Source organism: Streptomyces sp. 2323.1 (assembly GCF_900221035.1).
In the GTDB taxonomy this organism is placed as follows: Bacteria; Actinomycetota; Actinomycetes; order Streptomycetales; family Streptomycetaceae; genus Streptomyces; species Streptomyces sioyaensis.
This window is the reverse complement of the sequence record NZ_LT907981.1, coordinates 7713985-7730157: the sequence shown is the minus strand read 5'-3', so window position 1 is coordinate 7730157 and position 16173 is coordinate 7713985. Positions and strand designations below refer to the sequence as shown.

The window sequence follows — 16173 nt, the reverse complement described above, 5'->3', positions numbered from 1 at the left end:
TCAGCGGCCTCCCTGCGCGGAGGTCGCCGGGGCGGCGGCGTCCTCGGCCGCGTAGAGCCGGTCGCAGAGGCGCATCAGCTTGTCGAGCGACTGCGGGGCCGTCATGACCTCGGCGTGCATCGAGGTGTCGACGTCGATGGTGAAGAAGTCGTCGATCTGGTCGGCCCACTCCTGCCAGTACGCGATGTCGTCCACGGTGGGGAGCTCGGGGTTCGGGAAGAGCACCATGTGCTCCTCGAAGGCGCCGAAGAACTTGCCGCCCCGGTTGCGCAGGTAGTAGCAGCGCAGTCCGTCGCGCTTCGGCAGCGGGTCCACCGTGTACGTCTCGCCCTGCGTGGCCTCGAAGTAGCGGGACAGCTGCCGGACTCGGGAGCGCAGCTGCGTCTCGGTCTTGCTGACACCGCGGGCGAGGGCGGCGTCGATCAGGGAGCCGAGGAACTCCTTGGGTTCCAGGGTGGTGTCGACCTCGTCGCGGCGCAGGATCGGGGTGCTGCCGCCGTGCGAGTCGAAGCGGTTGTTGCCGAGGATCAGGTTGACGGCGCGGAAGTCGCTCACCTTGGTGACCACGTCGGCGTCGAAGTTCCCGCCGACGATGAGGGCGTTGGCCTTATTGGTGGATTCGGCGTCCAGCGTGTCCAGCATGACCAGCGTGCGCACGTCGGCGCCCGTCAGCTGGAGCTGTCGCACGGTCTCGTACGCGAACAGGCCGCCCAGGGAGAACCCGCCGATGTCGTACGGGCCTTCCGGCTGTACGGCGAGGATGAGGGACGCGTAGTGCTCGGCCATGGCGTACTGACCGGTGAGGATGTCGGTGGAGTCGATCCAGCCCTTCGGCTGGATGCCGTAGAAGGGGCGCGGGCAGCGTGCGGCCAGCGGGGCGTAGGACTCCACGCCGCCGTTGCCGTGGTGGACCCAGAACACGGGCCGGCCGGAGGTGACGCCGTTCATGCGGACCAGTTCGGGGAAGTCGTTCGGCGATGCGGGCGCGGTGCGCCGTGCCGAGGCCTTGGCCGGTGCGGCGGCCGCCGGGGCCTCCTCAACGGGAGCCGCCGAAGCGGGCTTTGGGGCGGTCGTGTCGGTGTCGGAGGCCGCGCCGGTGTCAGCGGCCGTGCCGGTGTCGGAGGCCGTGCCGGTGATCGCGTCGACGACGTCCTGCAGCGTTTCGCAGCCGGCGATGACGTCGAGGGTGAGGGACGCGTCGAGGTGCGTCTGCGCCTGGGCGAGGAACTGCATCATGAAGATGGAGTCGAAGCCGTAGTCACCCAGGGACTTGTCCCACCGCAGGGTCTCGACGTCGACCTCCAGCAGCGTCGCCATGAGGTCCGCGACGACGGTTCCCACGCTCGACGGCTCGGCCGGCTCGGCCGGCTCGGCCGGCTCGGCGGCCGGCTCGGCGGCCGGCTCGGTGGCCGGTGCGGTGGCCGGTGCGGTGGCCGGTGCGGTGGCCGGCATCGTCGCGGCGGCCGGCGCGAGTTCGGCAGTGGCCTCCGGCTCCGGGTGCGTCGGCAGGAAGCGCTCCCGCATCCGGGCGTGGTCGCCGTCGAGGGCGATGGCGCTGGGCAGGCCGGTCGCCCAGACGCGGTCGAGGGCGTCGATGCCCACGGATGCGCGCATCGGCCGCATGCCCACGGACTCCAGGAGCTGGACGGTCGACGGGTCGGCGCCCATGCCGCCCTTCTCCCACAGCGGCCAGTTCACCATCAGGGTGCGGCCCGACCGGCTGCCCCGGTCCACCAGGGAGTCGCGGTGGGCGGCGTATCCGTCCATGAAGGCGTTGGCGGCGGCGTAGTCGGCCTGTCCGACGTTGCCGAAGGCGGCCATGGAGGAGAAGCCGATGAAGCAGTCGAGCGGGACGGCGGCGGTCGCCTCGTCGAGGTGGCACAGCCCGGCCACCTTGGCCGCGAACACCTCGCGGAGGTCGTCCGCGGTCTTCCTGGCCACGAAGCCGTCACGCAGCACTCCGGCGGCGTGCACGATGCCGTGCAGCGCGCCGTACTCGGCCTGGACCTCGCGCACGACCCGGGTCACGTCGGCGCGGTCGGCGACATCGAGCACGCGGTAGTCGGCACGGGCTCCCAGCGCCCGCAGGGCGGTGAGCAGTTCCTGCTGTGCCGGGCCGGCCGGGCTGCGACCGCACAGGACCAGGGCGGGCGTCTCGACGCGCCGGGCGATGTCCTGCGCGAACAGGGCGCCGAGTCCTCCGGCGCCGCCGGTCAGCAGGTAGACGCCGCCGTCGCGCCAGGGCAGTTCGGGTGCGGCCGGTGCGACTTCACGCCACTGGGACACCTGCCGGCGTCCTCCGCGGTAGCGCACGGCCTCCTCGGCCGCGTCGGCGCCGTCGCGCCGCAGCCGTCCGGCCAGCTCGGCCGGGGCCAGGCCGCCGTCACCGTCCAGTGCGATCCACTGCGTCAGCAGCTTGGGGTGCTCCATGCGCGCCGTGCGGAGCATGCCGCTCAGCCCGCCCAGCCAGGGCGCGTGCGCGGGGGTGACGACCTGGATCAGGCGCGGCTCCCGGGCGGCCTCCGGTGCCTTGTCGCGCAGCAGCTTCAGCAGCCGCTCGGCGTACTCGGTGTAGCGGGTGCCGGTCTCGCCGCGGGCCTGCCAGGTTTCGCAGGTGGCGCCGCCCAGCGCTGCGCCGAGCGCGGTGGCGTCCGCCGCCGGGAGTTCGCACAGGACGACGTGCCGCTCGACGTCGTCACCGTGGTGCTCCGGTGCCGCGCTCTCGCGCCAGTCCGCCTGGATCAGCAGTGCGGGCATGCTGGTCGGCTCGGCGGCGCGGGGCGCCTGGCCCGGCTTCATGCGGGTGGAAAAACCCAGCAGACGCACGCAGACGTTGCCCTGCGTGTCACAGAGGTCGATGTCCAGGCGGCGTACGCCGGAGTCGCGGCGGTCGTCCGCGGCACGGCGCACCAGCGCCCAGCCCTCGGCCGGGGTGGGGGCGAGGACCTGTACCTCGCGCACGGTGAACGGGAGTGCCGTCCCCTGCGGGGTGTCGGCGTGCTCGCCGAGCGCCAGTCCCAGGGTGGCCTGCAGGGCGGCGTCGAGCATGACCGGGTTGAGCGTCAGCGAGGATGCCGCCGCCTCGGGGAGGACGAGGCGGGCAAGGGCGCTGTCCGCACCGTGGTACAGCTCCTGCACGGCCCGGAACGCGGGGCCGTATCCCATGCCCATGCGCGCGAACAGCGCGTAGCACTCGGCGCCGTCCCGCCGGAACGGGAGGTTCGCGCGCAGTGCGTCGATGTCGTGTGTGTCGTCGGCGGCGAGGAGTGCGGGGTCGGCGTGTGCGGTGCCGTTCGCGTGCAGGACGCGGTCGCCGGAGCCGTGGTCGTACACCTCGAATGTCCCACCGGCCGGGTCCACGTCGACGGCGAGGGTGCGCAGTGCCGTCACCTCCAGGGGACGCAGCCAGGTCACGTCGCGCAGGCGCACGCCCGTGGCGGTGGCTGCGGACGTGGCCCGGACGAGCGCGTCGCGCACGAACTCCAGGTAGGCGGCGCCGGGCAGGACGGGCGTGTCCCCCACGCGGTGGTCGCCGACGTAGAACTCGTGCCCGGTCAGGTCGCGGCGGTAGGGCGACGGTTGGGCGTCCGGCGCCGCGGCCACCGGGGCCGGAGGCCGGTGCGTGCTCTTCGCGTCGGTGATCCAGTAGCGCTTCAGCTGGAACGGGTAGACGGGCAGCGGGATGCGCCGCATCGGCCGGCCGGCGTACAGGCGCCGCCAGTCCACGTCGAAGCCGGTGACCCAGAGTTTGAGCAGGCGTCCGAGCTTGCCCTTGGCTATCCAGCTGTCGATGGCGAGGGCGATGTCGTCGTCTCCGGCGAGCTCGTTCCACGGCCCCGGGCGCTGTGCCCGTCCGGTGTGCAGGCCCTGTGCGGTGCCGCCGTCGAGGAAGGCGCCCAGCCGCTCGCGCAGGTCGGCGAGCGAGGGGGTCAGGAAGGCGAGGCGCTCGTCCATCGCGACGCGGCCCACCTGCAGCGTGTGGGCGAGGTGCGGCAGGTCGGCCTCGCCGAGCCCGCCCGCGTCGATCCAGTCGGCCAGCTGCCGGGCCCGGGCGCGCAGCATCTCGGGCTCCGGGGCGGACAGGACGACGGCCACGGGGTCGGGTGTGCTCACCGCCGGTACGGGCCGCGGCACGTACTCCTCAAGAACCACATGGGCGTTGACGCCGCCGAAGCCGAAGGAGCTGACTCCGGCCCGGCGCGGCAGCTCACGGCCCTCCGCGTCGCGCAGGGCGGGCCAGGGCTGCTGCTCGCGTACGAGGTGGAACGGGCTGCCGTCGAGGTCGATGTAGGGGTTGACGGTGTCGCAGTGCAGGCTCTTGGCGAGCGTGCGGTGCCGCATCTGCAGCAGCACCTTGATCACGCCGGCGACGCCCGCCGCGAGTTCGAGATGACCGATGTTGGTCTTCACCGTGCCGATACCGCAGTGGGCGTCCTCGACCACCGCGCCGTGCTCCTCGTACAGCTCCCGGAAGGCGGCCTTGAGCCCGTTGATCTCGACCGGGTCGCCGAGTTTGGTGCCGGTGCCGTGGGCCTCGATGTAGCCGACCGTCCGAGGGTCGATGCCCGCGGTGCTGTAGGTGCGCCGGATCAGGGCGGCCTGGGCCTTGGGGTTGGGCGCGGTCAGGGAGTTGGAGCGGCCGCCGTGGTTCTCGGCCGTCGAGCGGATCACGCCGTAGACGTGGTCGCCGTCGCGCTCGGCCGCCGACAGGCGCTTGAGCACCAGCATGCCCACGCCCTCACCACGGGCATAGCCGTCCGCGCGGTCGGAGAAGGTCTTGCAGCGTCCCTCGACGCTGAGCATCCCGGACTTGCTGAAGCTGACGTGGCCATCGGGGATCACCATGGTGTTGATACCGCCGACGACGGCCATGTCGCACTCGCCGCGTTCGATCGAGATGACGCCGCGGTGCATGGCGACCAGGGAACTCGAACAGGCCGTCTCGATCGGCTCGCTCGGCCCGTGGACGTCCAGGAAGTAGCTCATCCGGTTCGGGCCGACGGAGGGGACGCTGCCCGTGGGCGTGACGCTGTCGCCCCTGCCGCTGCTGCGGTCGGAGAGCAGGCCGTAGCCGGTGTCGCTGGTGCCGACGAACAGGCCGAGGCTGCTCCCGGCCAGGGCGTCGGCGGCGTAGCCGGCGTCCTCCAGCGCCTTCCACACGTACAGCATCAGCAGACGCTGCTGCGGGTCCATGTGGACGGCGTCCTTCGGAGCGATGCCGAAGAACAGCGGATCGAAGTCGGCGACGCCGTCCATGAAGCCGCCCCACTTCACGTTGGTGCGGCCCGGCTCCTGGAGGGGGTCGCCGAAGAGGGCGCGCCAGTCCCACCGGTCGGCGGGGACTTCCGCGATGCAGTCGCGGCCGTCGCGCAGGTTCCGCCAGAAGGCGTCGAGGTCCTCGGCCTGGGGGAACCGGCCGCTCATGCCGACCACCGCGATGGGGTCGTCGTGCCGGTCGGCGGGCGGGGGGACGGGTGCGGCCGGTGTGGGGACGGCTGCGGCCGGCACAGGCGTACCGACGAGCTCCGCGGCCGGGGGCTCCGCGGCCGAGGGGTCCGCGGCGGCGCCGGGCGACTGCAGCCCCAGGCGGGCGGCCAGCGCAGGGCCGTACTCCTCGGTCAGGTGGGCGCCGAAGGCCTGGATCGTCGCGTGCTCGAACAGCACGGTGGGCACGAGCTCCAGGCCCAGCGCGTCGTTCACCATGTTCACCAGCTGGGTGATGACGAGGGAGTCGAGCCCGTATTCGCTGAGGTCGACGTGCACGTCCAGGTCGTCCTTGGTGACCTTGAGCAGCTCGCAGACCTTCTCCACCACGACGGCGCAGACCCGCTCCGTCAGGGCCTCGGTGTCGACGACGTCAGCCGGCCGTGCGGTGTGCGTCTGTGCTTGCGCCTGCTTCTGCTCCTGCCCCTGCTCCTGCCTCCAGTCGCGGATAAGGCGGAGCGCTTCGTTCTGTCCCACCTGTCCCTCGCGAATGAGCCGGTGCAGGTCGTCCAGGGATGCGATGCGGGTGGTGCTCATGCCAGGCTCCTCTTGAATTCGTCCGCGCTCATCTCGCGTCGGCCAATGGCTTCGATCAGGTCCAGCAGGTAGGCGTCGTCGGACCCGGACGGCGGCTCGGGTGCCCGTTCGGCGGGCCGGGTGGGCTCGCTGTCACCGGTGGGCTCGCTGCCGCCGAGCGTGCGGACGCTGAAGCCGCGCAGGCGTACGCACACCTCGCCGTCGTCGTCGCAGAGGTCGAGGTCGAGGCGGCGCACGGCGCCCATGTGGTCGTCCTCGGCGAAGCGGACGACGACCCAGCCGGTGCCCGGGACCGCCCGCAGCACCTCCAGCTCACCCAGGGCGAACGGCAGTGCCGTGCGCGGCGTGCCGGGGTCCTCGACGAAGAGGCCGACCGTGGCTTGAAGGGCGGCGTCGAGCATGCCCGGGTTGAGTACCCAGCCGCTCTCGCGGGACGCGGCGGCGGGCAGCTTCAGCCGCGCCACCGACTGCCGCGAGCCGGTGTGCAGGCGCTCGATGCCGCTCAGTGCCGGGCCGTAGGCCATGCCGATGCCGGTGAAGCGTGCGTAGCAGGTCTCGGCGTCGAGCACGGGGCCGTCGCACTGCGCGCGCAGGGCCGCGAGGTCGAGCCGCTCGGCGGGCACAGCGGTTGCGCGCCGCAGCTGGCCGCGGCCGAAGGTGACGCGTTCGCCGTCCTCGTCCACCGCGTACACCTCGTAGCTCAGTCCGCCGCCGGCCCGGGTGGTCAGCGTGGTGTGCACGTCGGTCGCCTTCTCGACGGTGAGCGGGCGCAGCCAGGAGGCCAACTTCAGCGACCAGGCGCGTGCGTCGCCGCCGGCCGCCTGGACCGCGGCGGCGCGCGCCATCTCCAGGTAGGCCACCGCCGGCAGCACCGGCACCGCGTCCGCGCCGACGTCATAGGCGGTGGGCCGACGCCCGGGCCGCCAGCCGGAAACCGTCTCCATCACCTGGGCGCGTACGCGGTGGTCGGCGAGGAAGAACTCGCGGCCGGTGAAGTGCGAGGTGTAGCGGTGCTCGGTCAGGTCCGACGTGTTCGTGTGCACCAGCGGGTGCAGTGCCTGCGTCTGTGGGCCGTTCGCGGGGCGCGAGGTGTCGACCCAGTAGCGCCGGAGGCGGAACGGGTAGGTCGGCAGGGCGATCCGGCGCGGGCGGCGCCCGGTGTGGAGGCGGTCCCAGTCGAAGGGGGCGCCGTTCACCCATGCCTGGAGCAGGCGGGCCCAGTCGTGCCGGCTCGCGCTGTCGGGGTCGTCGTGCGGGCCGAACCCGGCTGGTGCGTCCGGCAGGTCGACGCCGCGCGGAACCTTGCCGCGGAAGACGTCGGCCGCGGGCTCGCCGCGCAGCCAGGACTCCAGTGCCTCCCGCAGTTCGCCGGCCGTGCGGGCCAGGCAGGCGAGGCGCTCGGTCATGGGCGTGCGTCCGGTCTGCGTGGTGTAGGCGATCGACACCATGTCGGTGTCGTCGTAGTCGCCGCGGCGCAGGGCGTCCACCCAGCGCTCGGCGAGTTCGCACAGCACGTCGGGGTGGCTCGCCGACAGGACGACGGGGACGGGTGCGGTGGGCGCCCGGTCCGGCTCGGGTGCGGTGCGCGGCTGGTACTCCTCAAGCACCACATGGGCGTTGACGCCGCCGAAGCCGAAGGAGCTCACTCCGGCCCGGCGCGGCAGCTCACGGCCTTCGGCATCGCGCAGGGCGGGCCAGGGCTGCCGTTCGCGTACGAGGTGGAACGGGCTGCCGGCGAGGTCGATGTAGGGGTTGACGGTGTCGCAGTGCAGGCTCTTGACCAGGGTGCGGTGGCGCATCTGCAGTAGCACCTTGATCACGCCGGCGGCGCCCGCGGCCAGTTCGAGGTGGCCGATGTTGGTCTTCACCGAGCCGATGCCGCAGTGGGCCTCCTCGACCACCGCGCCGTGCTCCTCGTACAGCTCCCGGAAGGCGGCTTTCAGCCCGTTGATCTCGACCGGGTCGCCGAGCTTGGTGCCGGTGCCGTGGGCCTCGATGTAGCCCACCGTCCGAGGGTCGATCCCGGCCTTCCCGTAGGCCTCCCGCAGGAGGGCGGCCTGGGCCTTGGGGTTGGGCGCGGTCAGGGAGCTGCCCCGGCCGCCGTGGTTCTCGGCCGTCGCGCGGATGACGCCGTAGATGTGGTCGCCGTCGCGTTCGGCCGCCGACAGGCGCTTGAGCACCAGCATGCCCACGCCCTCACCACGGGCATAGCCGTCCGCGCGGTCGGAGAAGGTCTTGCAGCGGCCTTCGGGGCTGAGCATGCCCGCCTTGGAGATGCTGATGTGCCCGTCGACGCTGACCATGGTGTTGACGCCGCCGGCGATGGCCAGGTCCGACTGCCCGTCGCGGATGGCCTGGACGGCCCGGTGCAGGGCGACCAGCGCGCTCGAACAGGCCGTGTCGACGGGCTCGCTCGGACCGTGCAGGTCGAGGAAGTAGCTCATCCGGTTCGGGCCCATCGAGGGGGCCGCGCCGGTGATGTCGTATCCCTCGATCATCGGCGAGTACCGGGTGACGAGGGTGCTGTAGCCGGTGCTGGTGGTGCCGGCGATGAGGGCCGTGTTCGTGCCCGCGAGGGCCTCTGCCGAGTACCCGGCGTCCTCCAGCGCCTTCCATACGTACATCAGCAGGAGCCGCTGCTGCGGATCCATCAACTCCGCTTCCTTCGGGGAGATGTCGAAGAACAGCGGGTCGAAGTCGCCGACGCCGTCCATGAAGCCGCCGGACGTCACGTTCGACGTGTTGGGCTCCTTGACGGGGTCGCCGTAGTGGGCGCGCCAGTCCCAGCGGTCCGCGGGGACCTCACGGGTGCAGTCGCGGCCTTCGCTGAGGTTCTCCCAGAACGCGTCGAGATCGTCGGCCATCGGGAAGCGGCCGCTGATACCGATGACGGCGATCGGCTCGTTCCCGGGCGCATCCGTACGGGGCGCGGTGGTGTCGGAGGTGGCGGGCTCCAGGACGGCGGGGGCCGCCGCGCGCGGTTCCTGCTGCTGTGCCGTGGTGGCGGCGACGCGGTCGGCGTGGTGGTCGAGGAGGTGGTCGACGACCCCGTCCAGGGTGGGGTTCTCGAAGAACAGGGTCGGTGCCAGCGAGAGCCCGAACTCGGCATTGAGGTCGTTGGCGAAGCCGATGTACGAGAGGGAGTCGAAGCCGTAGCGGGTCATCTCGGCCGTGCCGGTGATCCGTTCTGCGGGCACGTCCAGCAGGTCGGACACGCGGGCGATCAGCTTCTTCAGCAGCGCCTTGTGCTGCTGCTCCCGGCCGGCCGTCGCGACGGGCGCGGCGGCGCTTTCGGGCCCGGCGGAGCGCTCGGGCGCGGGAGCCGGCGGGACCGTCCCGAAGTGCTGGGGGTGGGGGTCGAGCAGGTGGTCCACGACCTCTCCCAGGGTGAGGTGTTCGGAGAAGGGCTTGGACACGGGCGGAAGCCCGAACTCCGTGGTGAGGCGGGCGGCGAACCCGGTGAGCGAGACCGGGTCGAACCCGTACTCGCTGAGCTCCACCGCGCCGTCGAGCTCCTCCGCCGGCACGCCCAGCACGGCGCTGGCGTGGCTGAGGGCGCGGCCGAGGACCTTCGCGTGCAGGGCGGCGCGGTCGGGTGCGGTCACCGCCGGTGCGGCGCCCGTGGCCTCCGGGGCGGTCAGGAGGGTGGCGTCGATGCGGGCGCGGTCGCCGAAGACGGCCAGGACGTGCGGGGCGCCGGTGCCGTAGGCGCGGAGCAGCGCCTCCACACCGTGCGGGGCGCGTAGCGGCACCATGCCGACGCTGTCGTGCAGGCGGCGTTCGGTGGCGGCGTCCACCGTCATGCCGCCGTCGGCCCACAGGGGCCAGCCGACCACCAGTGTGCGGCCGCGGCGCTCGCCCCTGGCCACCCGCTCGTGGCGGAGGCCGGCGTAGGCGTCCATGAAGGCGTTGGCCGCCGCGTAGTCGCCCTGGCCCTGGTTGCCGTACGCCGACAGTGAGGAGAATCCGATGAAGCAGTCCAGGTCGAGAGCGGCGGTGGCTTCGTCGAGGTGGACGAAGCCGGCGACCTTGGCGGCGAGGACCTCCCGCAGCTCTTCGGCGCTCTTACGGGCCAGGTAGCCGTCGCGCACCACACCGGCGGTGTGGACGACGCCGTCGAGGCGGCCGTGCTCGGCGACGACGGAGTGCACGCAGGCGGTCACGGCGTCGCGCCGGGCGACATCCAGCACCCGGTAGGTGGCGGACGCTCCCGAGGCGCTCAGTTCGCGCAGGAGGGCACGCTGGGCGGGGCCTTCCGGCGAGCGCCCGCAGAGCACGAGGGCGGCGCCGGGCGCCTGTCGGGCGATCTCGCGGGCGAACAGTGCGCCGAGCCCGCCGGCTCCCCCGGTCAGGAGGTAGACGCCGCCGGCCTTCCACGGGCGGGCCGGATCGGCGTCCTCGACGGCGGTCCACTGCGGCACCCGGCGCTGCCCGCCGGAGTACCGCACGGCCACGTCGTCGGGGCTCGCCGCGTCCCGGCGCAGGTGCTCGCACAGCGTCGCGGCGTCGACGGGCGTCTCCACCTCGACGAGCTGGGTCAGCAGCTTGGGGTGCTCCATGCGGGCCGTGCGCAGCAGGCCGCCCAGGCCTGCGAGGACCCGGTTCTCGCCGTCGGCGGGCACGACCACCTGCAGCAGGACCTCGCCGTCGCGGGTGCGCGGGACGAGCTGCTGGAGGCGGGCCAGCACCGTCTCGGCCTGGCGGGTGAAGCACCGGGCCGGATCGCCGTCGGCGGGCAATGCGGTGCAGGGCACACCGAGCCCGTCCCGGACCGCCGCGGGGTCGGTCCCTACGAGTCCGCCGAGCAGCACCTCGTGGTGCACCAGCGGACGCGAGGCCCGGGTGTGCTCGGCCGGGCGCCAGCCGGCCCGCATGAGGGTGAGCGTCGCGCCCACGGTGTCCTCCCCGTCGGCGAGTTCGTCACCGGCGGAGTCGTCACCGGCGGACAGGACGCGTGCGGTGAACCCGAGCAGGCGGACGCACACCTCGCCGTCGTCGTCGCACAGTTCGATGTCGATGCGGCGTACGGCTCCGCCGCCGTCGCCCGCTGCGGGCCGCACCACGGCCCACCCGCCGGCCGGGCTCGGCGCGAGCAGCTGCACCTCCTCCAGGACGAAGGGCAGTGCCGGCGCCACGGTGTCGGTGTCCTCGGCCAGTGACAGGCCCAAGGTGGCCTGTACGGCGGCGTCGAGCATCGACGGGTGAAGGGCCCAGTCGGCGCCGTCCCGGGCGGCCTGCGGCAGGCTCAGGCGTGCGACGGCGAGCCCGGCGCCGACGTGGATCCGCCGGATGCCTCGCATGGCCGGGCCGTAGCCGATGCCCATGCGGTCGAAGAGCCGGTAGCAGTCGTCGTGTTCCAGCGTGCGCACGTCGCACCGGGCGCGCAGCGCGGCGATGTCCACGCGCGCGGGTGCCGACGTCCCGCACCGCTCGATGCGTCCTTGCCCGTGGACCACGGGCTGTTCGCCGTCGGCCGCCGTGGTGATCTCGTAGGTGAAGGCGTCGTCCGCGCACGGCCGCAGCGCGATCTCGACCGCGGTCGGGCCGGTGATCCGTGCGGGGCGCGACCAGACGACGTTGCGCAGGCGGGCGTGGGCGGGGTCGACGCCCTCGGCCCGGGCCGCCGCGTACGCCAGCTCCAGATAGGCCACGCCGGGGAGCACCGGCACGTTGCGCACCCGGTGGTCGTCGAGGAAGAACTCGCGGCCGGTCAGCTCGGCGGCGAAGGACGGCGAGCCGGGATCACCGGTCAGCCGGCGGCCTTCCAGCGGCGACGGGGCCGCAACGGGGGCCGGGGCGCGTACCGGAGCGGAGGCCGGGGTCGCGGCGGGGGCCGGGGTCGCGGCGGGGGCCGCCGGACGTGATCCGACCCAGTAGCGCTCGCCCGCGAACGGGTAGGCCGGGAGGGACACGATACGGAAGCCGCCGTCGCCGAAGAGCGGGGCGAAGCCCAGATCTTGACCCTGGGCGAAGAGCCCGGCCAGCTCGGTGAGGCTGTCGTGACGGTCGGGCTCGGCCATCAGGCGGCCGGCGCGGGCGACCTCGGCGGGGTCCTGGCGGCGGTGCCCGTCGGGCGCCTCACCGGTGACCACGCCCGCCGCCCGGCCGTCGCGCAGCCAGGTCCGCAGGGCGGCGACGAGCTGCTCGCGGTCCGTGGCCACGCCCGCCCAGCGGTGGCTGCAGTGGCGGCGTCCGGCGGCCAGGGTGTACGCCACGTCGCCCAGGTCCAGGTCCTCGTGGGCGAGGGCGTGGTCCAACAGGCGCTCGGCCTGGGCTCGGCGGCCGGCGTCGTCCTGTGCCGACAGGACGATCAGCCAGGCATGCCGGGGGCCGTGTCCGGCGCTCTGCACGGCGGGGGCCTGTTCGATCAGTGCGTGCGCGTTGGTGCCGGCGGCGCCGAACGAGCTGACGCCGGCGCGGCGCGGACCGTCGGCGGGTGCGGGCCACGGGCGCAGTTCCGTGTTGACGTAGAAGGGGCTGCCCTCCAGCGTGATCGCCGGGTTGGCCCGGCGGAAGTGCAGCGACGGGGGCAGCTGCTCGTTCCTGAGCGCCAGCAGCACCTTGATGACGCCGGCCACGCCCGCGGCGAACTGGGTGTGCCCGAGGCTGGTCTTGACGGACCCCAGGGCGCAGCCTTGCTCGGGCGCGTCGCCGAACGCGGCGCGCAGGGCCTCGAACTCGATGGGGTCGCCCAGCGGCGTGCCGGTCCCGTGCGCCTCGATCAGCTGGATGCCGGCGGGGTCGACGCCGGCGCGCTCGTGGACGCTGCGCAGGAGGCGTTCCTGCGATCCGGCGCTGGGCGCGGTGAGCCCGTTGGTGGTGCCGTCCTGGTTCATGCCGGAGCCGCGGATCACGCCGTAGACCTGGTCGCCGTCGCGCAGCGCGTCGGCGAGCCTCTTGAGCACGACCACGCCGGCGCCCTCCCCCGGCACGAAGCCGTCGGCGCGCTCGTCGAAGGTGTGGCAGCGCCCGCGGGCGGACAGCATGTTCGCCCGCACGGCGGACCGGTAGAAGATCGGCGTGGACTGGACGAACACTCCGCCCGCCAGCGCCATGGACGTGTTGCCCAGGCGGAGGTCCTGGCAGGCCTGGTGAATGGCCACCAGCGAACTGGAGCAGGCCGTGTCGACCGCCAGCGCGGCACCCTGCAGGTCGAGGAAGTAGGAGATCCGCGAAGCGATGACCGAGGAGATGTTGCCCCACAGGGTCTGCGGTGGCGCGTCGTCGCCGATCAACTGCTGGTAGTCGCTGGGTGAGCCGCCGACGTAGACGCCGCACCCGCGGCCGTCGAGCCGTTCACCGGCGTAGCCCGCATCCTCCAGGGCGTGCCAGCACTCCTCCAGGAAGATGCGCTGTTGCGGGTCGGTGTAGGTGGCCTCCTTACCGGACATGCGGAAGAACCAGGCGTCGAAGCGCTCGATGTCGTCGACGAAGCTTCCGTACTGGCGCGGGGCGTCCGCGCCCAGCTCCTCGTCCATGTCCCAGCGGGTGACCTCGCCGACCAGGTCGTCGCCCGCGGCGAGGTGTGCCCACAGGGCGGCGGCGTCGGGCGACTGCGCGAACCGGGCGGCGATGCCCACCACGGCGATGCCGTCGTCGGCCGGGTCGTCCGCAGGGGCCGCGGGGGCCGCGGGGGCTTCAGCGGGGACGGCGGGAGTTGCAACGGAGGCGGCAGGAGCAGCAGGAGCGGCGGACGGAGCCTCGGCGGCGTGCCCGTGGTCGTCCTGCGCCGGAGCCCCTCCGGCCCCGGCTGCCGGCTCGCGCAGCGCACTGGAGGACCGCAACTGCGCCCCGTACCGGGTGACCAGGTGGTTCGTCAGCCGGTCGAGCGAGCTGTGCTCGAACAGTGCGGTGCTCGGCAGATCGACGGCGAGGGCGTCGTTCACCGCTGCGACGAGCCTGACGGTGAGGATCGAGTCCACGCCGTAGTCGGAGAAGGACGCCTGCGGGTCGATCTCATCGGGCTCCATCATGAGCACGCGGGAGAGCTCGGCCAGCAGGAGTTCGCCGGCCAGGTACCGCACGGTCGCCTCGTCCGTGTCCGGTGTCGGCTGCGCGGGTGCCGGCCGGGCGGGCTCGGGCGACGGGGCGGCGGCAGGGCCGTTCGCGGCCTCCGGGGCCTGGTGGCGCCGGCTCGGAGCAGCGGCCGTCGGCCAGTAGCTCTTGCGCTGGAACGGGTAGGTGGGCAGCGGCGTGCGGCGTACGTCGAGGCCGGAGAACAGCGGCGCGAAGTCGACCTGTTCGCCGTTCAGGTACCGGTCCCGGGCGCGCTCCGGCGAGGTGTCGCCGCGCCGGCCGGCGGTGTCGCTCCGTCCGTCGGTCAGCCAGGCCTCCAGCCGCTGTGCGAGCGTGTCGCGGTCGGCGGCGACAAAGGCCGCGCGGTGGGTGAAGTGGTCCCGGCCGGCCGCCAGCGTGTAACTGACGTCGCCCAGCGCGGCGTCGGGTGTGCGGCGCAGGTACGCCAAGAGGTCCTCGGCGCGGTGGCGCAGCGCCTCGGGCTGCTGGGCGGACAGGACGAACAGCAGCTCGCCCGCGGCCTGTTGGCGCTCGTCACGGTCCGGGGCGTTCTCCACGACCAGATGGCCGTTGGTGCCGCTGAAGCCGAACGCGCTCAGGGCGGCGACGCGCTTGCCCTGGCCGTTGGGCTGCCACGGCCGCAGCGTGGTGTTCACGTGGAAGGGGCTTTCGGTGAGTCGGATCGCGGGGTTGGGGTCGTGGTAGTGGAGGGACGGCGGGATCTGGCCGTGGCGCAGCGAGAGCACGACCTTGAGCAGGCTCGCCACGCCCGCGGCGGAGGTGGTGTGGCCGAGGTTCGTCTTGATCGAGCCGAGGGCGCAGGTGTCCCGGCCGCCGGCTGTGCCGAACGCGCCGACCAGGGCCTGGCATTCGATGGGGTCGCCGAGCTGGGTACCGGTGCCGTGCGCCTCGACCATGCCGATCTCGGCCGGGTCGATGCCGAATTCGGTGTGCACCTGGCGGATGAGGCGTTCCTGCGACAGGGCGCTGGGTGCGGTGATGCCGTTGGTCGCCCCGTCCTGGTTGACGGCGGAGCCGCGGATCACGGCGTGGATGTGGTCGCCGTCGGCCAGTGCGTCGGACAGGCGACGGAGCACCACGACGCCCACGCCCTCGCCGGGGACGAATCCGTCGGCGGCGGCGTCGAAGGTGTGGCACTTGCCGGTGGGCGAGAGCATCCCGCCGCGGCCGGCCGCCAGATAGGTCTCCGGGGTGGTCTGGACGCTGACGCCGCCTGCGAGGGCCATGTCGGTTTCGCCGCTCCACAGGCCCTGGCAGGCGAGGTGGACGGCGACCAGTGAGCTGGAGCAGGCCGTGTCGACCGCGACGGCGGGACCCTGGAGATTCAGGTGGTAGGCGATGCGCGCCGGTACGACCGAGGGTGCGTTGCCCCATGCCGCCTGGGCGGGCGGCGCGTCCTCGAACCACTGGGGGTAGTCGCCGCCGGTGCAGCCGGCGTAGACGCCGCACCGGCGGCCGTCCAGCGCGGAGCCCGCGTAGCCGGCATCCTCGATGGCCGTCCACGCCTGTTCGAGGAACAGCCGCTGCTGGGGGTCGGTGTAGGTGGCTTCGAGGCCGGTCAGGTGGAAGAAGCGGGCGTCGAACCGGTCGATGCCGTCGAGGAAGCTGCCCGCGCGGCAGGACAGTTGGTCCTGGCTGTAGCCGGAGAGGTCCCACCGTTCTACCGGGCCTACGAGGTCGCGGCCGGCGGCGAGGTGCTGCCAGAGGGCGTCGGTGTCGTCCGACTGCGCGAAGCGGCCGCTGATCCCGACGATGGCGATGGGCTCGCGTCCTTCGGGACGGTTCGGCGCTCCGGCGGCGTCCGGTGCGGGCACCGGTGCCGCTGCTGCGGGGACCGGTTGCGGCCGGTGGCTCTCGGCGAGGTGGGCGGCGAGCTGCGCCACGCTGCGGTAGTCGAAGACGACCGTGGTCGGCAGGTCGGTGCCCAGCTCCTCGTTGAGGCGCTGGACGAACCGGACGCCGACGATGGAGTCGAGGCCGTAGTCGGCGAACGCCCGGTCCGGGCCGATCCGGTCGGCGGGCATGCGCAGCGCGTCGGCGAGCGCGGCCAGCACCACGTCCGTGACGGCCCGGGCCGAAGCGGAGGCGGCGGCCGGAGCCGCGGTCTCCGCCGGC

Annotated in this window: 2 protein-coding genes (1 of these 2 only partly in view); both read right to left on the bottom strand. The window is 73.3% G+C overall.

All coding sequences use genetic code 11. From position 1 onward, the window contains the following. Positions 1-6021, bottom strand: a complete 6021-nt coding sequence (locus CPH93_RS33055; RefSeq protein WP_096214957.1) for an SDR family NAD(P)-dependent oxidoreductase — start codon at positions 6019-6021, stop codon at positions 1-3. Then, positions 6018-16173: the final stretch of an SDR family NAD(P)-dependent oxidoreductase gene (locus tag CPH93_RS33050; RefSeq protein WP_159395088.1), read on the bottom strand. 13886 nt of this gene lie beyond the right edge of the window; the window shows 10156 of its 24042 coding nt (coding positions 13887-24042); the start codon falls outside the window, past its right edge; the stop codon is at positions 6018-6020. The genes CPH93_RS33055 and CPH93_RS33050 overlap by 4 nt, the downstream gene beginning before the upstream one ends.